At 61.9% G+C, this 20,643-nt stretch carries 24 protein-coding genes and 1 tRNA gene; 5 read left to right on the forward strand and 20 right to left on the reverse strand.

The annotated features are described in order from the left end of the window. From tolQ to QMX89_RS09350, 10 genes are all read right to left on the reverse strand, one after another. Positions 1-696, reverse strand: coding sequence for a protein TolQ (gene tolQ, locus QMX89_RS09305; RefSeq protein WP_043187191.1), 696 nt, complete (start codon positions 694-696; stop codon positions 1-3). 20 nt (positions 697-716) lie between these two features. Next, entirely contained in the window at positions 717-1,154 is a 438-nt protein-coding gene (gene ybgC / locus QMX89_RS09310) for a tol-pal system-associated acyl-CoA thioesterase (RefSeq protein ID WP_049861516.1), read from the reverse strand. A gap of 140 nt (positions 1,155-1,294) precedes the next feature. Next, positions 1,295-2,350: a Holliday junction branch migration DNA helicase RuvB gene (ruvB, locus tag QMX89_RS09315; RefSeq protein WP_049861517.1), complete on the reverse strand. Its 1,056-nt coding sequence runs from the start codon at positions 2,348-2,350 to the stop codon at positions 1,295-1,297. Continuing rightward, a complete protein-coding gene (gene ruvA, locus QMX89_RS09320) occupies positions 2,351-2,959 on the reverse strand; it encodes a Holliday junction branch migration protein RuvA (protein WP_049861518.1) in 609 nt (202 codons plus the stop codon). Positions 2,960-3,084: 125 nt separating this feature from the next. Continuing rightward, positions 3,085-3,609 (reverse strand): crossover junction endodeoxyribonuclease RuvC, encoded by a 525-nt coding sequence (gene ruvC / locus QMX89_RS09325; protein ID WP_043193311.1) that lies wholly within the window; start codon positions 3,607-3,609, stop codon positions 3,085-3,087. A 104-nt stretch (positions 3,610-3,713) separates the two neighbouring features. After that, complete coding sequence (locus QMX89_RS09330; protein ID WP_049861519.1) at positions 3,714-4,460, reverse strand: YebC/PmpR family DNA-binding transcriptional regulator; 747 nt, start codon at positions 4,458-4,460, stop codon at positions 3,714-3,716. A 102-nt stretch (positions 4,461-4,562) separates the two neighbouring features. After that, positions 4,563-6,338: an aspartate--tRNA ligase gene (gene aspS / locus QMX89_RS09335; RefSeq protein ID WP_282347909.1), complete on the reverse strand. Its 1,776-nt coding sequence runs from the start codon at positions 6,336-6,338 to the stop codon at positions 4,563-4,565. Between the two features lie 101 nt (positions 6,339-6,439). Further along, positions 6,440-6,661, reverse strand: coding sequence for a zinc ribbon domain-containing protein (locus tag QMX89_RS09340; RefSeq protein WP_049861560.1), 222 nt, complete (start codon positions 6,659-6,661; stop codon positions 6,440-6,442). Positions 6,662-6,721: 60 nt separating this feature from the next. After that, positions 6,722-7,093, reverse strand: coding sequence for a ribbon-helix-helix domain-containing protein (locus QMX89_RS09345; RefSeq protein WP_056843361.1), 372 nt, complete (start codon positions 7,091-7,093; stop codon positions 6,722-6,724). Between the two features lie 223 nt (positions 7,094-7,316). Further along, on the reverse strand, positions 7,317-7,787 hold the full coding sequence (locus QMX89_RS09350) for a Dps family protein (RefSeq protein WP_090356750.1): 471 nt from the start codon (positions 7,785-7,787) through the stop codon (positions 7,317-7,319). 312 nt (positions 7,788-8,099) lie between these two features. On the opposite strand from QMX89_RS09350, the gene QMX89_RS09355 reads away from it, so the two are divergent. After that, a complete protein-coding gene (locus tag QMX89_RS09355; protein ID WP_282347911.1) occupies positions 8,100-8,690 on the forward strand; it encodes a cold-shock protein in 591 nt (196 codons plus the stop codon). 61 nt (positions 8,691-8,751) lie between these two features. On the opposite strand, the gene QMX89_RS09360 is transcribed toward QMX89_RS09355, so the two are convergent. Further along, positions 8,752-8,958, reverse strand: a complete 207-nt coding sequence (locus tag QMX89_RS09360; RefSeq protein WP_049861523.1) for a SlyX family protein — start codon at positions 8,956-8,958, stop codon at positions 8,752-8,754. Next, positions 8,955-9,386, reverse strand: a complete 432-nt coding sequence (locus QMX89_RS09365) for an HIT domain-containing protein (protein WP_282347912.1) — start codon at positions 9,384-9,386, stop codon at positions 8,955-8,957. The genes QMX89_RS09360 and QMX89_RS09365 overlap by 4 nt, the downstream gene beginning before the upstream one ends. 901 nt (positions 9,387-10,287) lie before the next feature. Between QMX89_RS09365 and QMX89_RS09370 the strand changes: the two genes are divergently transcribed. The 3 genes from QMX89_RS09370 (at position 10,288) to QMX89_RS09380 (ending at position 14,402) form a co-directional block, all read left to right on the forward strand. Next, positions 10,288-11,559, forward strand: a complete 1,272-nt coding sequence (locus tag QMX89_RS09370; protein WP_049861525.1) for an OprD family porin — start codon at positions 10,288-10,290, stop codon at positions 11,557-11,559. 161 nt (positions 11,560-11,720) lie between these two features. Beyond that, a complete protein-coding gene (locus tag QMX89_RS09375; protein WP_282347913.1) occupies positions 11,721-13,436 on the forward strand; it encodes a proline--tRNA ligase in 1,716 nt (571 codons plus the stop codon). A gap of 15 nt (positions 13,437-13,451) precedes the next feature. Beyond that, positions 13,452-14,402: a hypothetical protein gene (locus tag QMX89_RS09380; protein ID WP_282347914.1), complete on the forward strand. Its 951-nt coding sequence runs from the start codon at positions 13,452-13,454 to the stop codon at positions 14,400-14,402. A gap of 9 nt (positions 14,403-14,411) precedes the next feature. Here QMX89_RS09380 and dinB read toward each other — a convergent pair whose 3' ends face one another. After that, positions 14,412-15,476 (reverse strand): DNA polymerase IV, encoded by a 1,065-nt coding sequence (gene dinB, locus QMX89_RS09385; protein WP_049861528.1) that lies wholly within the window; start codon positions 15,474-15,476, stop codon positions 14,412-14,414. A 255-nt stretch (positions 15,477-15,731) separates the two neighbouring features. On the opposite strand from dinB, the gene QMX89_RS09390 reads away from it, so the two are divergent. After that, positions 15,732-15,808, forward strand: a tRNA-Met gene (locus QMX89_RS09390). Positions 15,809-15,873: 65 nt separating this feature from the next. On the opposite strand, the gene QMX89_RS09395 is transcribed toward QMX89_RS09390, so the two are convergent. Genes QMX89_RS09395 through QMX89_RS09425 form a run of 7 tightly spaced genes read right to left on the reverse strand, consistent with a single transcriptional unit; the run spans position 15,874 to position 20,566 of the window. After that, on the reverse strand, positions 15,874-16,467 hold the full coding sequence (locus tag QMX89_RS09395; RefSeq protein ID WP_282347916.1) for a nucleotidyltransferase family protein: 594 nt from the start codon (positions 16,465-16,467) through the stop codon (positions 15,874-15,876). Between the two features lie 53 nt (positions 16,468-16,520). Next, the gene (gene murB / locus QMX89_RS09400; RefSeq protein WP_282347917.1) at positions 16,521-17,543 is read right to left on the reverse strand and encodes a UDP-N-acetylmuramate dehydrogenase; all 1,023 of its coding nucleotides are present in this window, start codon (positions 17,541-17,543) and stop codon (positions 16,521-16,523) included. Further along, on the reverse strand, positions 17,540-18,304 hold the full coding sequence (gene kdsB / locus QMX89_RS09405) for a 3-deoxy-manno-octulosonate cytidylyltransferase (protein ID WP_282347919.1): 765 nt from the start codon (positions 18,302-18,304) through the stop codon (positions 17,540-17,542). The genes murB and kdsB overlap by 4 nt, the downstream gene beginning before the upstream one ends. Beyond that, positions 18,301-18,486: a Trm112 family protein gene (locus QMX89_RS09410; protein ID WP_049861532.1), complete on the reverse strand. Its 186-nt coding sequence runs from the start codon at positions 18,484-18,486 to the stop codon at positions 18,301-18,303. Before QMX89_RS09410 ends, kdsB begins: the two co-directional genes overlap by 4 nt. A gap of 24 nt (positions 18,487-18,510) precedes the next feature. After that, on the reverse strand, positions 18,511-19,506 hold the full coding sequence (gene lpxK, locus QMX89_RS09415; protein WP_282347920.1) for a tetraacyldisaccharide 4'-kinase: 996 nt from the start codon (positions 19,504-19,506) through the stop codon (positions 18,511-18,513). Then, a complete protein-coding gene (locus QMX89_RS09420) occupies positions 19,506-19,934 on the reverse strand; it encodes a biopolymer transporter ExbD (protein WP_056843368.1) in 429 nt (142 codons plus the stop codon). The genes lpxK and QMX89_RS09420 overlap by 1 nt, the downstream gene beginning before the upstream one ends. Then, positions 19,931-20,566 carry a MotA/TolQ/ExbB proton channel family protein gene (locus QMX89_RS09425; RefSeq protein ID WP_043193308.1) on the reverse strand — a complete coding sequence of 212 codons (636 nt, stop codon included), beginning with the start codon at positions 20,564-20,566 and terminating at the stop codon, positions 19,931-19,933. The genes QMX89_RS09420 and QMX89_RS09425 overlap by 4 nt, the downstream gene beginning before the upstream one ends. Positions 20,567-20,643: the final 77 nt, after the last annotated feature.

Raw genomic sequence — 20,643 nt, forward strand, 5'->3', positions numbered from 1 at the left:
TCACTCTTCGCTGGTGTGCACTTTACGGTGCAGGATGGCCTGGAACTCGTCAGCGAACGTGTAGTAACGGTTGATCAGGGTCTCGCTGCGGGCAGCGAAACGGTTGTAGGCAATAACGGCCGGAATGGCAGCGAACAGGCCGATGGCCGTGGCGATCAGCGCTTCGGCAATACCCGGTGCAACGGTCGCAAGCGTCGCCTGCTGGGCCGAAGCCAGACCGCGGAACGAGTTCATGATGCCCCATACGGTACCGAACAGACCGACATACGGGCTGGTGGAACCGACCGTGGCCAGGAACGGCAGGCCCTGCTCGAGCTTCTCTTCCTCGCGGGAGATCGCGACGCGCATGGCACGGCCGACGCCTTCCATCACGGCATCGGGGTCGACGCCCTGCTGCTGGCGCAGACGGGAGAACTCCTTGAAGCCGGCACGGAAGATCTGCTCGACGCCCGAATCCGGATCCGGATTGCTACCGGCCTGGCGATACAGCTTGGAGAGGTCGATGCCCGACCAGAAGCGCTCCTCGAAGCTGTCCAGAGCACGACGCCCGGCGCGCAGCATCGAGCTGCGCTGAAAGATCATGATCCACGAAGTGACCGAGGCGGCCACCAGAATCAGCATGACCAACTGCACCACGACACTGGCATTGCTGACCAAACTCCACATGGAGGTATGGTCGACGACGTTAGCTTCCACGCTTAATCTCCTGCATTGGATTATTTGCCCAGGTCGCCCGCGTCGGCGAGGGCCGCGCGCAAGGCTGGGGGAATGGCCTGGGGTTTGAAATTATCGGCGCGCACACAGGCCACCATGAACTGCCCTTCGCAGAGCAGCGTTGCGTCCTTCATCCGCCATACCTGCTGCTTGAAACGCAGGCTGGCGCGATTCAATTCGATTATTTCGGCGGTCACCTTCAGTTCGTCGTCCAACCGCGCTGGCGCATGGTAGCGCGCCTCTGCCGAATGGACGACGAACAGCAGGTTCTCTCCTGCCAACTGCGACTGGACGAACCCCAGCGCACGCAGGCGCTCGGTACGAGCCCGCTCCATGAATTTGAGGTAGTTGACGTAGTAGACGACGCCGCCGGCATCGGTGTCTTCGTAATAGACCCGACACTGATGAGCGAACACCTGAACCCCGTTTTGCGCGCGCATACTCTAGTGCTTACTCCTCAGGTTGCCAATCCGCCCAGGCAACTGTTTTTTCGTTGCGTGTGCAGGCAAAGCGCAGGCGAAAGCTGCGTCAGCCCCTAGGACCACGCAAACCCGAATTAGATCGCTGCGCAATGGGCCTTTCATGCGTCGATTTCGTCGGGTTGGGCATCACCGGCAGGCATGTCGCCCAACCGGTTGGGAATGTTAAGGCCGAAATGCAGGTAGGCGTGGCGAGTGACGACGCGCCCGCGTGGGGTCCGCATGATGTAGCCCTGTTGAATGAGGTAGGGCTCAAGAACATCTTCGATGGTGTGCCGCTCCTCGCTGATGGCCGCCGCCAGGCTGTCGACGCCCACCGGACCGCCGTCGAATTTCTCGATCATGGTCAGCAGCAGGCGCCGGTCCTGATGGTCGAAGCCGCGCTCGTCGACGTCCAGCATGTTCAAAGCCAGGTCGGCGATGGGCTTGGTGATGTGGCCCTTGCCCCGTACCTGGGCGAAGTCCCGGACCCGGCGCAACAGCCGATTGGCAATTCGCGGCGTACCGCGGGCGCGCCGGGCGATCTCGAAGGCGCCTTCATCTTCGATCGCCAGCCCCAGAATGTTGCCCGAGCGGCTGACGATGGTTGCAAGGTCCGCCGTGCTGTAGAACTCCAGACGCTGGACGATGCCGAAGCGGTCGCGCAACGGGTTGGTCAGCATGCCGGCACGGGTAGTGGCACCGACCAGGGTGAACGGTGGCAGATCGAGCTTGATGGAGCGTGCCGCCGGCCCCTCGCCGATCATGATGTCGAGCTGGAAATCCTCCATGGCGGGATACAGGACTTCTTCGACGATGGGCGACAGCCGGTGGATCTCGTCGATGAACAGCACATCGTGGGGTTCCAGATTGGTCAGCAGGGCCGCCAGATCTCCCGGCCGCTCCAGCACCGGGCCCGAGGTGCTCTTGATCGACACGCCCATTTCCTGGGCAATGATGTTGGCCAGGGTCGTCTTGCCCAGACCTGGCGGGCCGAAGATCAAGGTGTGATCCAGGGATTCGCTGCGCCCGCGTGCGGCCTGGATGAACAACTCCATCTGCTCGCGCACGGTGGGCTGGCCGATGTACTCGGCCAGGCTGAGCGGGCGGATGGCCCGGTCCTGTACTTCTTCGCGATCGCGGCCAGTGGCGGCGATCAGGCGGTCGGCTTCGATCACTTAGATCATTCCCTTCAACGAGCGGCGGATCAATTCTTCGCTGCTCAGCCCCTTGGCGTCGATGGCTGCCACGGCGCGGCTGGCTTCCTGGGGCTTGTACCCCAGGGAGATGAGCGCACTGACGGCATCGGCCTCGGCGCTGCTGACCGGCGCCGGGCCCTGCGGCCCGCTGGGCACCAGTTCGAACATGCTCGGCGTGGTTTGCCAGGCCTTGAAGCGATCCTTGAGCTCGACCAGCAGGCGCTCGGCTGTCTTCTTGCCCACGCCAGGTACCTTCACCAGCGCCGAGGTGTCCTGAGCCTGCACGCAACGTACCAGCTCATCGACATCCAGCCCCGACATCAGTGCCAGAGCCAGTTTGGGACCGACGCCGTTCAGGCGGATCAGCTCGCGGAACAGCTCACGCTCGCGCTTTTCATAGAAGCCATAGAGTAACTGAGCGTCTTCGCGCACCACCAGATGGGTGTGCAAGGTCACGGTTTCGCCGACCGGCGGCAGGCGATAGAGCGTGGTCATCGGCACTTCGAGCTCATAGCCCAGCCCGTTGACGTCGAGAATCAGGTGCGGAGGCTGCTTTTCAGCCAAGGTACCGCGCAGGCGTCCAATCACGTTTGAATCCTTTGTCGGAAGGCGCAGTCACGCCCTGCTCATGCTGGCCGGATCTTCGAATCCGTGGCCATCATTGCAGGACTTGGGTGAGCTGCAAGCAAAAAAGTTTGAAACGATGTAAGCCGCTATAGACGCAGGCGTCCACCGCGGCTGCGGGCGGTGCTCAGGCCATGGGGCATCAGGCTCGAACGGGTGTGCGCGTGGGTCAGTGCGATCGCCAGGGCGTCGGAAGCATCGATCTGGGGTTTCTGAGTCAGCTTGAGCAGGTGCATGACCATCATCTGTACCTGTTCCTTGTTGGCTGCACCGGTACCGACGATGGCCTGCTTGACCTGGGTGGCGCTGTACTCGGCAATCTCCAGCCCCTCCTCGGCCGCCGCAACGATGGCCGCACCCCGTGCCTGACCCAGCTTCAGGGCCGAGTCGGCATTGCGAGCCATGAACACCCGCTCGATGCCCATGGTCACCGGACCGTAGGTCTGGATCACTTCGCGCACACCGCGAAAAACGATCTGCAGACGATCGTGCAGCAGCCCCCCGCCGGTACGGATGCAGCCTGAAGCTACGTACTCGCAGCCTCGTCCGGTTTCACGCACGACGCCAAACCCGGTGATGCGCGAGCCTGGGTCGATTCCAAGAATTAAAGTCATAAAGCCTGCAGTAGTGAGAAACACGGCTGACGCCTTCGCGGGTCATCTACCCGCGAAGAGGCCAGCCCTGTTGAAGCATGGCTTCGATAAAACAAACAGGCCGATCAGCCGAGCTGTTCCATCACGGCATCGGATATTTCGGCATTGGAGTAGACGTTTTGCACGTCGTCCAGGTCTTCGAGCATGTCGATCAGTTTGAGCACTTTCTCGGCACCTTCCGCGTCCAGTTCGGCGCTGGTGGTCGGGGCCATGACGATTTCTGCCTCGTCGGCCTTGAAACCCGCCGCCTGCAGCGCATTGCCCACCGCGTAGAAGCTGGCGAACGAGGTGAACACGTCCATCGAGCCATCAGCGTGGGTGACGATGTCGTCGGCATCGGCCTCCATGGCTGCCTCCATCAAGGCATCTTCATCGACGCCCGGAGCGAAGGACAACTGCCCCTTGCGCTCGAACAGATAGGCCACCGAGCCATCGGTGCCCAGGTTGCCCCCGCATTTGCTGAACGCGTGGCGCACGGCGGCGGCGGTACGGTTGCGGTTGTCGGTCATGCACTCGACCAGCACCGCGACACCACCGGGACCATAACCCTCGTAGCTCAACTCGACCACGTCATCGCTGCCCGCCGCTCCGGTACCCCGGGCGATCGCACGATCGATGATATCGCGGCTCATGTTGGCGCTCAGCGCCTTGTCCAGCGCCAGCCGCAGACGCGGGTTGGACCCTGGCTCGCCGCCGCCCTGACGGGCTGCGACAGTCAGCTCACGAATCCACTTGGTGAAGATCTTGCCCCTCTTGGCATCCTGGCGCTCTTTGCGGTGCTTGATGTTCGCCCACTTGGAATGACCAGCCATAACGCAACTCCGATTTCTGTGTGTTACCCATACGACCCTGCCTCGGCAAGGTTTTCCACTGCCCAACGCAAGGGCGCATCCGAAGATGCGCCCTGTCAGCCGTCACTCAGCCTTGGGCTGTTCGCGCAGACGAATGTGCAGCTCACGCAGTGCCTTGGCATCGACGACACCAGGTGCCTGGGTCATGACATCGGCGGCACTTTGTGTTTTCGGGAACGCAATGACTTCACGAATCGACTGCGCGCCAGTCATCAGCATGACCAGGCGATCCAGGCCGAAGGCCAGGCCGCCGTGTGGTGGCGCGCCGTATTTCAGGGCATCGAGCAGGAAGCCGAACTTCTCTTCCTGTTCCGCCGCTTCGATGCCGAGCAGACGGAACACAGCCTGCTGCATGTCCTTGCGGTGGATACGGATCGAACCGCCGCCCAACTCGGTGCCGTTGAGCACCATGTCGTAGGCACGCGACAGCGCTGTAGCCGGGTTGGCCTCCAGCTCGGCCGGGGTGCACTTGGGGGCGGTGAACGGGTGGTGCAGCGCGCTGAAGCTGCCGTCTTCGTTCTCCTCGAACATCGGGAAGTCGACGACCCACATCGGCGCCCATTCGCAGGTCAGCAGGTTAAGATCGTTACCCAGCTTGATGCGCAGCGCGCCCAATGCCTCGCTGACGATCTTGGCCTTGTCGGCACCGAAGAACACGATGTCGCCATCGACCGCACCGACGCGATCCAGGATCACGTTGAGGTTGGCTTCCGGGATGTTCTTGACGATCGGCGACTGCAGGCCTTCGACGCCCTTGGCGCGCTCGTTGACCTTGATGTAGGCCAGGCCCTTGGCGCCGTAGATGCCAACGAACTTGGTGTAGTCGTCGATCTGCTTGCGCGGCATGCTCGCCCCGCCTGGAACGCGCAGTGCGGCAACGCGGCACTTGGCATCGTTGGCCGGACCGCTGAAGACCTTGAATTCGACGTCCTTGAGCTGGTCGGCAACGTCGACCAGTTCCATGGGGTTGCGCAGGTCCGGCTTGTCCGAACCGTAGCGGCGCATGGCTTCTTCGAAGGTCATGTGCGGGAACTCGCCGAATTCGACGTCCAGCACTTCCTTGAACAGCTGGCGCACCATGGTTTCGGTGAGGCCGATGATTTCCTTCTCGTTGAGGAAGCTGGTCTCGATGTCGATCTGGGTGAACTCAGGCTGACGATCGGCACGCAGGTCTTCGTCGCGGAAGCATTTGGCGATCTGGTAGTAACGGTCGAAACCGGCCACCATCAGCAACTGCTTGAACAGCTGGGGCGACTGCGGCAGGGCGAAGAAACTGCCGGGGTGGGTACGGCTGGGAACCAGGTAGTCACGCGCGCCCTCGGGTGTGGCCCGGGTCAGGATCGGCGTTTCGACATCGAGGAAGCCGTTCTCGTCGAGGTAGCGACGGATGCTGGTGGTGATGCGCGAGCGCAGGCGCAGCTTCTCGGCCATCTCGGGACGGCGCAGGTCGATGAAGCGGTAGCGCAGGCGGGTTTCCTCGCCAACGTCGGAGTATTCGTTGAGCGGGAACGGCGGGGTTTCCGCTTCGTTCAACACTTCGAGCTCGTAACCCAGGACTTCGATGGCACCGGACGCCATGTTCGGGTTGACCGCACCGGCCGGGCGCGCGCGGACCTTGCCAGTGACCTTGACCACGTACTCGCTGCGCACGCGATCAGCGGCGGCGAAGCTGTCGGCGCGATCGGGGTCGAAGACCACCTGGGCCATACCTTCACGGTCCCGAATGTCGAGGAAGATCACCCCGCCATGGTCGCGACGGCGATGGACCCAGCCGCACAGGGTTATTTCCTGACCTTCCAGGGTCTCGTTCAGTTGGCCGCAATAGTGGCTGCGCATCATAGTAGTGGTTTCACTTCTCGTAATTCATGATTCGATGACGGCGTGTAGCTGGACACGCGGCACCCTGGACATCGTGCAGGAGCGGGCGGGAGCCTGACAACTCACTCGGCCTTGTCGCCACCCGCCAGATTCTTCTTGTTGCCGGTCTTGAAGTCGGTCTCGTACCAGCCGGTACCGCTCAGGCGGAAACCTGGCATGGAAAGCATCTTCTTCAATTCCGGCGCCTGGCAGGCAGGGCAATCGGTCAAAGGCTCGGCGCTGATCTTTTGAATGACTTCCATCTGGTGACCACAGGAAGCACATTGATAGTCGTACATCGGCATGGGTAGTGTCTCGGCAACCAAATAACCGCGGCGCGAGCGGCGCCAGGGTGAAACGCGGGATTATATCCGGTTAATCGGCGCCGCGCAGCCGTCCAAGGTAACAGACGACGCACGATCGCGCCCCATCAGGTGAGTGACACAGACCACGCGCACCAGCCCGCTGAAATTCTTCACGCCGCCATGGCGCAGGTGGACTTCGCGGTCGACATAGGAAAGCAGTGCGTTCACGGTGCACTCATTGGCCAGGGCGATGCGTTCGAGGATCTCCCAGTAGATCCGTTCCAGACGCAGGCAGGTGGCGAACCCGTTCAGGCGAACCGAGCGGGAGACGGGTCGAGCCATGCCCATGTCGAAGTTTTCTGCGTAGGGATCGACGGCAAGCCTGCTCGACCGGTCGAGCTGTCGTGCTCGGGTGATGATGTTTCCTTCCATGGATCCGTGCCTCCTTGATGATCGCCACCTCCAACCCTGGAGATGTGCTGACGGATCTATGGAAGCGTATCGAGGCGCGATGCCGACAGAGGAATAAAGAGTTGCAGTCGTGCGAAGAGCGGCGTCGTTGTGTAGGAGTGAACCGTGCTTCGACCAGCCGCGAAGGCCTGGATCGGCACGGCGGGTCCCCTGCTCACGCGGGGTGCCGCCGCGTCGAAAAGAATCAGCCTTCGAGCAGCGAACGCAGCATCCAGGCAGTCTTCTCATGCACTTGCATGCGCTGGGTCAGCAAGTCGGCCGTCGGCTCGTCACTGACCTTGTCCAGCAGCGGGAAGATGCCACGGGCAGTGCGGGTGACGGCTTCCTGGCCTTCGACCAGTTGCTTGATCATGTCCTGAGCCGAAGGCACCCCCTCTTCTTCCTTGATCGAAGACAGACGGGCATACACCGAATAGGCGCCCGGTGCCGGGAAGCCCAGGGCACGAATACGCTCGGCAATGGAGTCCACTGCCAGCGCCAGCTCGGTGTACTGCTCTTCGAACATCAGATGGAGGGTACGGAAAGCCGGGCCGGTGACGTTCCAGTGGAAGTTGTGGGTCTTGAGGTAAAGCACGTAGGTGTCGGAGAGCAGACGGGACAAGCCGTCCACGATCGATTTGCGATCTTCTTCGCTGATGCCGATATCGATTGCCATGTAATGTCCTTGTAGACGATGAATATACACCCCACTGGTGGATGCCCACTTTACCAAGACCCATCGACCCGCGCAGCCTTTGCCTTGCGTGTGTTGCGCCGACTATCCGCCCGACGGCGGTGGACGGCGCTGCGGTCGATTTGAGAAGGATCCGGGTTTGCTGTTAAATAGGCGGCGTGTCGCCCGGCGATTCATCAAGCCGCGGCGCATAGGCTGATCCCTGCAGATGCCCGGCAATTCTTTTCATCCCAACGCTGTGCGTGGTGCGGTATCAGCTCTTCCTGATGCCTGATCTTAGAGTGAGCCAATCAAATGTTGAAAATCGTCCACCTTCTGACGGGCGCAGCGGCCGTGCTGCTGTCCTTCATACCAAGCCTGCGGGCCGATGTAGCGCCTTATCTGCAACAACCCGACGCAATCTATCTGGCGCTGTTCGGTCTGCTCAATCTGCTTTTGGCTCCAGTGATACCGCGCTGGAACAGGGGCCCACGTCATCTGTTGCAAAACCTGGTCAGTGTATTGCTGGTCGCCTCGGTGATCACCCAGACCCTGACATTGCTGGTACCGCTGCCGGCCATCGGCATTCTGCCGGGTCTGCTGTGCGCGCTGCTCGCGTGCCTGGCGCACCTGTCGATCAGCTTCTATCGTGCGTCTCCGGCGCCCAGCGCCGTGCAGTACGACATGACCAACCGCGATACGGGCACCGTGAAGTGGTTCAACACGTCCAAGGGCTTCGGCTTCATTTCGCGTGACTCGGGCGACGACATCTTTGTGCATTTTCGTGCCATTCGTGGCGAAGGTCATCGCGTATTGGTCGAAGGCCAGCGCGTCGAGTTTTCGGTGATGAACCGTGACAAGGGGCTGCAGGCCGAAGACGTGATCGCGGCATCGCCACGTCGCTGAATCCAGCAGGCAATAAAAAACGCGGGCTTTGCCCGCGTTTTTTATTGCCTCGAAAAAGACCTCAATAATGAGGCGGCGGCGCTTCCTGAGTGGCCGTCTCGAACTGGCCAACCATCTCTTCCTGACGCTTGAGCAAGGCTGCGAGCTGCATCTGCAGGCGCTCGATGGCCCGCTGCTGCAAGATCAGTTCGTCGCTGAGCGAGGACAAGGTGTCATCCTGGAACGCCAGGCGGGTCTCCAGCTCCATCACGCGATCTTCCAAGCTCATGCCCTGCCCTCCGCGAAAACGAATTCGTCGCCCAGCAGGCTGGCCAGCTTTTCACGAACCGACGCCAGCTGCTCAGCGGTATAGGGTACGGCTGGCAACTTGCCCCAGACCGGCGCAGGCCATGCGACATCGGCGCGATACCGGACGATTACATGCATGTGCAACTGGCTGACTACATTGCCCAGGGTGGCAATATTGATCTTATCGGCGTCATAGCCTTGGTGAAGCAATTTCGCCAAGGCATGGGTTTCATTCCACAGCATTTGATGGTCCGCCTCGTCCAACTGGAAGACTTCGCTGATATCGGGACGACGTGGCACCAGAATGAACCAGGGATAGTTGGCATCATTGCTGAGCAGCAGACGACACAGTGGGAAGTCACCCAGGACATGAGTGTCTTGGGCAAGTCGGGCATCCAGGCTGAACACGGGCGTTCTCCAGAAAGCGGGATGGGGGACCGGGCCGTGGCCACGAATCATCGGGCACCAAGGATACCGTGCCCGGTCGGCTTTGTTCGAGGTCGTCGCGCATCCAGCTGATCAACTGCGCTACGCAAGTCCGTCAGTATGCCCGGAACGGGGCACAGTGCTGGTGCCCCTCGCCCCAGGATCGCTCGCCTTGTCGGACCTCGAACGACACGCGCTGTCAGGACCTCACGCATTCCATTCAGTACTACACGTAACTACCTGACCAGCGGTACTTCTTTGGGCCAGCACCACATTCCCAATTTCACGAGCTGGGCTAGCCTTCCGATTCACGACGTCACTTTTCGCACCAAAAAGATCCACCGGGAGCGCTGTCGGTGCACGGAGACTTCGGAATCTACCCACTCATGTCACCCTTCGGTAACGTTTGCGCAGCGAAATGGGAGGCGATCGCACTCACGACACGGTGACCGAAAAAACAGGCAATGGCTCGACAGGCAGGAATCCCGTGGGCTTCGCCAAGGCGAAGGAAGAAAAGTGAAAAATATGTGAACTGCTGGCACGTTTGTGCACGCTTGTTGCATTCACCATCGCAAGGTCCGGCGGGGACGTGGGAAGACGATAACCGTGGACAAAGAGTAAACCGTCGCAGAGTGTGTTCGTGCATTCGCAACTTGGCAGTGTCAACGGTTCAATCCACGGCAGTGCGTAAAGGCAACACGGATGAAACAGCGTTAGTGCACACGAGCAAGCGAAGTGCAGTTGCAAGCGCGAACTTGAAAGTATCGCCAACATGGCTGGCGTGGTATACGTTCCGCGCCGTCATAAAAAGAAAGAACTGCCTCAGATAAAAAAACAGGTGAGGCAGTGGTTACTCTTCTTAAAACCAAAGGAGCAAATCACGATGCGCGTGATGAAGTGGAGCATGATCGCACTGGCTGTAACAGCCGGCACCTCGCAGTTGGCTTTGGCGTCCGCCCAGGACGATTCCAAGGGTTTCGTGGAAGACAGCACCCTGAACCTCAAGCTGCGCGCCCTGTACATGAACCGTGACTACAAGCACGGCGCGGGCAACCCTACCGCTGGCAGCGACAAGGGCTATCGCGAAGACACCGGTCTTGGCGCCCAGATGTTCTACGAGTCGGGCTTCACCCAGGGCACCATCGGTGCAGGTGTGGATGCAATGGGCTTTGGTTCGGTACGTCTGGACGGCGGTACCGGTCGCCGCAGCAACGGCCTGTTCGCAGCCGATGACGAAGGCAACCTGGAGCACAGCCAGACCAAGGGTGGCGCGGCCGTCAAGTTCCGCTTCTCCAATACCGTGCTCAAATACGGCCAACAGATCGTCGCCAGCCCGGTCTTCGCGACCGATGACGGTCGTCTGTTGCCTGAAGTCGCCACCGGCACCTCGATCACCAGCAACGAAATTCAGGACCTGACCCTGAACATCGGCCGCTTCACCTCGATGAGCGCACAGACCGGCATGGGTCGCGACTCTCTGGGCCTGAAGTCCGCCGACATCGCCGGCGCCACCTACGCCTTCACCAAGAACTTCACCGGTACGGTTGCAGCGTCCGACGTGGAAGACTACTGGAAGCGTCAGTACGTCAACCTGAACTACACCCTGCCGATCGACGATCTGCAGTCGCTGAACTTCGACTTCAACGCCTATCGCACCAAAAGCCAGGGCGAAGACCTGGGCGGCGACGTCGACAACAAGATCTGGAGCACCGCGGTTGCCTATAGCCTGGGCGCGCACAAGTTCACCCTGGGCTACCAGCGCAGCTCCGGTGACACCGGTTACGCCTATGGCGTGGACGGTGGTGGCACCGTGTTCCTGAACAACTCCGTACAGTACTCCGACTTCGTCGGCGCCGAAGAGAAGTCGTGGCAGGTTCGCTATGACCTCAACATGGCTACCTACGGCGTACCGGGCCTGAGCTTCATGACTCGCTACATCACTGGCGACAACATCGAAGCCAGCAACGGCGAAGAAGGCAAAGAGCACGAGTGGGACTTCGAGACCAAGTACGTGGTTCAGCAGGGCCCGATCAAGGACATGTCCTTTCGCCTGCGTAGCGCCGTGTACCGCGCCAACAATGCCTACGACGCCGACTACGGTCCGTCGAACAACGATCTGCGCTTCATCGTCGAGTATCCGCTCAGCATCATGTAATTCCTGCGGATAGCTGCACCCTTGAAAAGCCCGGCCCCGCCGGGCTTTTCTGCGTCTGGGTTCCCATGCTCCGCAAAGCGCGGCCCTATGCCTGTACGTCGTCCAATCACGCCCGTACAATGCCAGGCCTCGATAAAATTTCGCCAAGACAACGGTCAACCATGCGCACCAGTCAATATCTGCTCGCCACACAGAAAGAAACCCCTTCCGATGCCGTCGTGATCAGCCACCAGCTGATGCTGCGTGCTGGCATGATCCGCAAGCTCGCCTCGGGCCTGTACACGTGGCTGCCGATGGGTCTTCGGGTGATGCGCAAGGTTGAGCGGATTGTGCGCGAGGAAATGGACGCCGCCGGTGCCCTCGAGGTGCTGATGCCGGGTATCCAGCCGGCAGAACTGTGGCAGGAATCGGGTCGCTGGGAGCAGTACGGCCCTGAACTGCTGCGCCTGAAGGACCGCCACGACCGTGAGTTCTGTGCAGGCCCCACCCACGAAGAAGTCATCACCGACCTGATGCGCAACGAGCTGAACAGCTACAAACAGCTGCCCATCAATCTGTACCAGATCCAGACCAAATTCCGTGACGAGATCCGTCCGCGCTTCGGCCTGATGCGTGGCCGCGAATTCATCATGAAAGATGCTTACTCCTTCCATGCCGACCAACCGTCGCTGCAGGTCACCTACGACCGCATGCACCAGGCCTACAGCAACATCTTCACTCGCCTGGGCCTGAAGTTCCGCGCTGTGGAAGCCGACAACGGCTCTATCGGCGGCGCCGGCTCCCACGAGTTCCATGTGCTGGCAGAGTCTGGCGAAGACGACATCGTGTTCAGCGATACGTCCGACTATGCGGCCAACATCGAGAAGGCCGAAGCGATTCCACGCGAGACCGAGCGTGGTGCTGCGCAGGAGGAACTGCGCCTGGTCGACACGCCCAATGCCAAGACCATCGCGCAACTGGTGGAAAACTTCGGCCTGCCGATCGAGAAAACCGTCAAGACGCTGGTGGTCCATGCCGCCGAAGAAGGCAAGTTGATTGCCTTGGTCATCCGTGGGGATCATGAGCTGAACGAGATCAAGGCGGCCAATCAGCCTCAGGTCGCCAGCCCGCTGGTCATGGCCAGCGAAGCCGAACTGCGTTCGGCCATCGGTGCAGGTGCAGGTTCCCTGGGCCCGCTGAACCTGCCGCTGCCGTGCATCATCGATCGCTCCGTCGCCTTCATGAGCGATTTCGGCGTAGGCGCCAACATCGACGACAAGCATTACTTCGGCGTCAACTGGGAACGTGATCTCCCGCTGCCTGAGGTGGCCGATCTGCGCAACGTGGTTGACGGCGACGCCAGCCCGGATGGCCAGGGCACCCTGACCATCAAACGTGGTATCGAGGTAGGTCATATCTTCCAGCTGGGCACCAAGTACAGCGAAGCCATGAAGTGCCAGGTACTGGGCGAGAACGGCAAGCCGGTGACTCTGGCCATGGGCTGCTACGGGATTGGCGTATCGCGCGTGGTCGCAGCGGCCATCGAGCAGAACAACGATGCCGGGGGCATCATCTGGAGCGACACCCTGGCGCCCTTCCAGGTGGCACTGGTACCGCTGCGCTACGAAACCGAACAGGTCCGCGAGGCCACCGATCGGTTGTACGCGCAACTGACCGAAGCGGGTTTCGAAGTGCTGCTGGACGACCGCGACAAGAAGACCAGCCCCGGCATCAAGTTCGCCGACATGGAGCTGATCGGCATTCCTCACCGGATCGTCATCAGCGACCGCGGCCTGGCCGAAGGCAACCTGGAATACAAGAGCCGTACCGAGGACGCAGCCCAGGCTTTGCCTGTCGACGAAGTCCTGTCTTTCATCCAGGCTCGCGTGCGCCGCTGACAGACTCGAGAAACCATGTTCAAGCGAACTACCATGGCCCTCGGGGGTGCTGCCCTGTGCAGCACCCTGCTGGTCAGTGGCTGTGCCAACCAGATGTCGCAACGCAACGAACACGAGGAGCGGATCGAGCGCAAGCTGCTCGAACACAGCCTGCAGATCGACCTGGGCAAGCCCGAGGTCCTGCAGACACCGCAACGCCGCGTGCGCATTCGCGAACTCAAGGACTTCGAAGTCACGGCGTTCGAGACCACCCGTCACTACGATCGCTACACCCCCTACCAACCCTGGCGCGAGGTCTACGAGATCCCGCTGGGCGCGGTTGCCGTGGTGGCGGGCGTGGGCGCCAATGTGATGAACGTGGCGACATTCGGCAGTCTGCCCGATAGCGTTACCAAGGATTGGGTCAGCTATGGATTTGCCGGTCTCAATCCGTTCATGAACGTGCAATCCAACGGCCGCGCCGAGCAGAACCTGGCCAGCATCGACGAGGTGCAGACCGACAAGCGCGTGGAGCACAACAGCACGCCCTGGAGCGAGCGGCCCGTTCAGGTCGGCACCGGTCGCAAGACCTTCGACCTGGAGACCGATGCCAACGGCGTGTTGCGCATCAATCTGCTTGACAGCCCGTTCGCCGAACAGGATCTGACCCGTGTCACGCGCTTGCAGCTGAGCGTGGTGGACGAGGACAGCCAGACCCGCGCCAGCGCCCTGCTGCCGGTCAGCCCGGATCTGCGCGGCAAGCTTGCCGAAGCGCACAGGCTGATTTTCGATGACCTGGAAGGCGACGAGGTCGGTCAGTGGGTGTTTCGGGTCAAGCGACTGGCTGAACTGGGTCTGGAAGATGAAGCCAGTGAGCTGGAACAGAGCCTGATCGAATTGACCCGCAACGATCCTGAATTGCAGCAGGATTTCCTCAAGTCGCTGCGCAGGGAAACCGGGCGACTGGTTGCCGATCCTGGAACCTGAGCCCGCCGATCAGCGCTCGCTGAACAGCTCCAGCTGCTCGTGAGCGCCACGCAGGTCCAGCAGACGCACGCCGATGCCCAACAGCCGCACCGGCTTGCCACCTCGGGCGAACGCCTGACCCAATAGCTGCTGGTAGCTTTCCAGGTCCCTGCCCGCCCCGGCCTGCTCCAGGGTGGTCTGGGTGAAATCGTGGAACTTCACTTTGACGAACGGCTTGCCGGGGCGATAGCTGCTGTCGATCCGCCCGATACGTTCGGCCAGGGTCTGCATCAGCTCCGGAAGCTTGCCAAGGCAGCTGGCCAAGTCCGGCAGGTCTGCCTCATACGTGTTTTCCACGCTGATGGACTGCCGCCGGCTATCGTTCTGCACCACACGATCGTCGATACCGCGGGCCAGGCTGTAGAGGCGCTCGCCGAAGCTGCCGAATTCGCGCACCAGCGCCAATTTGCTCCACTCACGCAACTCCAGGCAGCTGTCGATGCCCAGGCGCGCCAGTTTGTCCGCAGTGACCTTGCCCACGCCGTGCAGCTTGGTAACCGGCAAGGCTGCAACGAAGTCCTCGACCTGTGGCGGGGTGATGACGAACAGCCCATCGGGCTTGCGCCAGTCGCTGGCAATCTTGGCCAGAAACTTGTTCGGCGCCACGCCGGCCGAAACGGTGATGTGCAGACGCTTGGAAACCTTGCGCCGAATGTCCTGAGCGATACGCGTGGCGCTGCCGGAAAAATGCGGGCAGTCGGAGACGTCGAGGTAAGCCTCGTCCAGTGACAGCGGCTCGATCAGGTCGGTGTACTCGCGAAAGATGCCCTGAATCTCCCGCGATGCTTCTTTATAGGCATCCATGCGGGGCTTGACGATGGTCAGGTCGGGACAGAGTTTGACTGCATGACGTGAACTCATGGCCGAGCGCACGCCATAGGCGCGCGCCTCGTAGTTGCAGGTGGCGATCACGCCGCGACGCTCCGCAGAGCCACCGACGGCCAGAGGCTTGCCGGCCAGCCGCGGGTCGTCACGCATTTCGATGGCGGCGTAGAAGCAGTCACAGTCGACATGGATGATCTTGCGCTGCGTCATGGTCTGGGCGGGGTACCGGGCGGGTAATGGATCGTACACATACCACGGTATTATCCCACTCGCAGCGCCAAGCGCCATCACCAAAGCCTGACGGTGCTGTTTCGGCTCATCGAAAAAATATCGGAAATACCGCTGAAAGCCCCGCCCCGCCTGCCTCTTCCGGCCACTGGCAAAGCTAAGCGATTGATGGAAAAGAGTTTTCTTGAAATCAGGGTTTGACAAGCGCGCGCTGCGCTGTAGAATAGCCCACACAGACGCGGGATGGAGCAGTCTGGTAGCTCGTCGGGCTCATAACCCGAAGGTCGTCGGTTCAAATCCGGCTCCCGCAACCAAACAACGAAAAAGGCCACTTGAAAAAGTGGCCTTTTTTGTTGCCTGCGTTTTGCCCGACCGCTGATTATTCAATCAGGTCGTCAGGCCGATCCACATCGCGGTAGATACCCAGGTCATCACACGCCACACGATGCAGGTGTTCTTCGGCAAACAGTCGTCGTGCACCTTGATCGCCACGCAACACCAGCAGCTGTTCGCGGAAAGCGCGGCCAAAGCCCACCGGGTGCCCCTGCCCTCGCGGGCCATGGGCGATGCTGATGCGCTCCAGCGCCATGGACCGGCGCACCTTGGCGAAGGTGCCAGCAGTCACGAACGGCATGTCGCCCAGGCACACCAACCAGCCATCGGCGTTGGCACTGGCTTCGACGCCGGTGCGCAGGCTGTCGCCCATGCCTGCGGAGTCGAGAAGCACCACTTCGCAGCCGTAAGCCTGGGCGACCTCTATCACTTGTGTCTTGTGCGTACGGGTGACCAGCACACGACGCTCGACTGCCTCGCCGAGATTGCGCAGCACCTGCTGAATGACACTGCGCTCGATACCATCCAACCCTCGACACCGAGCGAGCAGTTTATCGCTGCCCTGCCCTGCCGCTTCCTGAAAACGCCGACCCTCTCCCGCAGCGAGGATCAGGGCGCAAGGTGCAATGATGGCTGACATGTCGTTGAGCTCCGGTGATCACATGGCGCACTGCAGATGGAATGGCGTCGCGATCAATACAGGTTGGGTTCCATTTCCAGCGCTACGCCAAAGCGCGACTGGATATCGTCCTGGATCCGCTGAGCCAGCGCATACAGCTGCTTGCCTGAGGCGCCGCCGTAGTTGACCAGCACCAGCGACTGCAAGCGGTGCACGCCAGCGTCGCCGTCGCGATAGCCTTTCCAGCCTGCGCGCTCGATCAACCAGCCGGCCGCCAGCTTGAAGAGCCCATCGGCCTGGGGATAGGCCACTGCATCGGGATGCTCGCGGCGAATGGCGTCCAGCACCGGCGCGGTCACTACCGGATTCTTGAAGAAGCTGCCGGCGTTGCCCAGTTCGGCAGGATCGGGAAGCTTTTCGCGACGAATGCTGCAGATGGCGGCACTGACGTCCTTGGGCGTGGGGTGCTGGATACCCTGGTCGGCCAATCGTTGACGCACAGGGCCGTAGTCCAGATGCACCGGCGCCGAGCGCGACAGCTTGAAACGCACACGCAGGATCACCCAGCGTCCGGGCTGGCGCTTGAACACGCTGTCGCGATAGCCGAAGGCGCAGTCGGTGACACTGAAGTCGCGGACCTGCAGCGTGTCCCGGTCCAGCGCGGTCAGGCCGGCGAACACGTCCTTGATCTCGACACCGTAGGCCCCGATGTTCTGCATCGGTGCCGCGCCCACGGTGCCGGGGATCAGGCTGAGGTTTTCCAGCCCCGCCAGACCCAGCTCGAGCGTCTGCAACACGAAAGGATGCCACGGCTCGCCGGCTTCGGCTTCCAGCAATACCTGATCGCCATTTTCTTCGAGCACACGGACACCACGGCTGTCCATGCGCACCACCAGCAGCTCGCTCAGGTCAGTGGTCAGCAGCAGGTTGCTGCCGCCACCGATGACCAGCACGCGCAGATTCCTCGTCGCCGCCCACGCCAGTGCCTGCTCGAGTTCGCCATCGCTGTGCACGGAGACGAAGAACGCCGCTCGAACGTCGATGCCGAACGTGTTGTAGGGCTTGAGCGACTGGTTGGCGCGGATGTCCAGGCTCATGACGCCAGCAGGCGCCGCACGCGCTCAAGATCTTCGGCGGTGTCGACACCGGCGGGTGGCGCCTGGACGGCGTCGGCGACATGGATGCGCACACCGTGCCAGAGCGCGCGCAGCTGCTCCAGGCGCTCGGTGCTTTCCAGCCAGCAAGGGCCCCACTGCACGAAATCCTGCAGGAAGCCGGCACGGTAGGCATAGATGCCGATGTGACGACGATAGGGCACCTGGGCTGGCAGGACGTCGCGATCGTTGGCGAAGTCATCGCGCGCCCAGGGCAGCGGTGCGCGACTGAAAGTCAGCGCCAGGCCGTTAAGGTCCGTGACGACCTTGACCACGTTGGGGTTGAACAGTGCCTCCACGTCTACGATCGGCTCGGCCAAGGTCGCCATGGCGGCCTCGCGACTGGCGGCGAGATTGGCCGCCACCTGGTCGATCACCACCGGTGGAATCAACGGCTCGTCGCCCTGCACATTGACTACGATCGCGTCGGCATCCAGGCCCAGCGCCTGGCAGACCTCGGCCAGGCGGTCGGTGCCGGACTCGTGGTCAGGACGGGTCATCACCACTTCGGCGCCGAAGGCACGGCAGGCGGACTCGATACGACCGTCGTCGGTGGCGACCACCACCCGCGCAGCGGTGCTCTTGCAGGCCTGCTCCCAGACATGCTGGATCATCGGCTTGCCAGCGATCATCTGCAGCGGCTTGCCCGGCAGGCGCGTCGACTGGTAGCGGGCGGGGATCACGACAGTGAAGGCCGTGCTCATTTATCCAGGCGCTCGTCGTCGGTGAGGGTGCGGGCTTCGGTTTCCAGCATCACCGGAATGCCGTCGCGAATGGGATACGCCAGGCCTGCGCCCTTGCTGATCAGTTCGGTCTTGTCGGCGCTGAGCTTGAGCGGACCCTTGGTGATCGGGCAGGCGAGAATGTCGAGCAGTTTGGTGTCCATGGAAAATCCTTCAAGGCAAGAGAATCAGGGCAAAAGGCCGGTCAGGCGCTGGTCGAGCCAACCGATGAAGCGTGGCGAGGGCTGGGCGTCGACGGCCAGGTACCACCAATCCGCGGCGGCGAACTCGCGGCACTTCACAGCATCCTTCTCGGTCATGACCACCGGCAGCGGCGGCTCGAAACTCAGGGCCTGAGGCGTGAACCGGGCATGGTCGGCGAAAGGGTGCGCGACAGGCTGCCAGTGTAGCGCCTGCAGGGTGTCGAAGAAACGTTGCGGATTGCCGATCCCGGCCACGGCGTGAAGGGCCTGTCCGGGGGGGAAATGGCTCAAGGGTCGGCGTTCGCCGCTGCGCACGTTGATCAGCGCCTGGGCTTGCAGGGTCAGGCCGTAGCCTTGCGGGGAATCGTCGGCGGCACCGTTGCACAGCACGGCATCCACCGTCTGCAGGCGTTCGGCGGGTTCGCGCAACGGGCCTGCAGGCAGGCAGCGGCCATTGCCCAGTCCGCGCGCGGCGTCGATCAGGACCAGTTCGATGTCACGAGCCAGGCGGTAATGCTGCAGACCATCGTCACTGAGGACGAGGTCCACGGGTTCGGCATCGAGCAGCGCACGCACAGCGCGGCCCCGATCGGGGTCGATCACCAGCGGTACGCCACTGCGCTGCACGATCAGCAGCGGTTCATCGCCCGCCTGGGCTGCGTCCTGATCGGCGCTGACCCGCCACGGCAGGCTCGGCGGCTGGGCGCCGTAGCCGCGACTGACCACGCCGACGCGCAGGCCGCGGGCGCGGCAATGCTCGATCAGCCAGAGGATCATCGGTGTCTTGCCGGTGCCACCGACGGTAATGTTGCCGACCACCAGCACCGGTACCGGTGCTCGGTAGATCTCGCCCTGCCCGGCCTCGAAGCGCCGCCGCTTGCGCAGCACAACGTGGCGGTACAGGCATTCCAGCGGACGCAACAGCCACAGCGCACGATGGCCGGTGTACCAGGCGGCGGACAAGCGGTCGGCGAGGCTCATCAGGGATTTGCCTGCGCCTCGACAGTGATCATGCTGATCTGGCTGAAGCCGAGCTTGCCGGCAGCATCCATGGCACTGATCACTGCCTGATGGGGCGTCTTGCCATCGGCACTGATCGACAGGGGCAACGTGCTGTCACCCGCCGATGCGGTGCGCAGGGCCTCGATCAGGGTCGGCAGGTCGCTCTTGGGCAGCAGCTGATTGTTGACCGCGTAGACGCCCTCGGCGCTGATGGCGATGTCGATGCGCTTGAGGTCGCTGGCCTGCTCCGGCGCGCCATTCACCGCTTCGGGAAGCTCGACACGCAACTGGGTCTCGCGAGTGAACGTAGTGGTGATCACGAAGAACAGCAGCAGCACGAAGACGACGTCTATCAGCGAGATCAGGTTGAGCTCGATGTTCTCCCGACTGCGACGACGAAACTTCACGCTTTTTCCTCGGCCAGGTCGACCTCGCGATCACCCTGCACGACTTCCACCAGCTTGATGGCTTCCTGTTCCATGCCCACTACCAACTCATCGATGCGGCGCTGCAGCAGGCGATGGAAGAACAGCGCCGGGATCGCGACGATCAGGCCGGACGCGGTGGTAACCAGCGCCTTGGAGATACCGCCAGCCATGACGCTGGGATTGCCGCTCACGGCGCCGCCGGTGAACGAGCCGAAGATCTCGATCATGCCGATCACCGTGCCCAGCAGGCCGAGCAGTGGGGCCATCGCAGCAATGGTGCCCAGGGTGCTGATATAGCGTTCCAGCTCGTGGATGACGCGGCTGGCGGCTTCCTCGATGCTTTCCTTCATGATTTCGCGGCCGTGGCGCGAGTTGGCCAGGCCAGCGGCGAGAATTTCACCGAGGGGCGAGTCGGCGCGCAGCTCCTTGAGCTTTTCCTTGCTCAACTGCTTGTCTTTCTTCCAGCGCCAGACCTGGCCGACCAGATGGGCGGGCGAGACGCGGCTGGCACGCAAGGTCCACAAGCGCTCGGCGATGATGGCCAGCGCAACGATGGAGCTCACTATGATTGGCAACATCATCCAGCCGCCAGACTTAACCAATTCCCACACAGGTGCGATCCCCTCGAAAAAGTTCGCCACTCTACCATAGGGGTGCGGCGGGTCGAAGTGCGTGATGACCGCTGGAA

This window comes from Pseudomonas sp. PS01301 (assembly GCF_029960215.1).
Lineage (GTDB): Bacteria > Pseudomonadota > Gammaproteobacteria > Pseudomonadales > Pseudomonadaceae > Aquipseudomonas > Aquipseudomonas coleopterorum.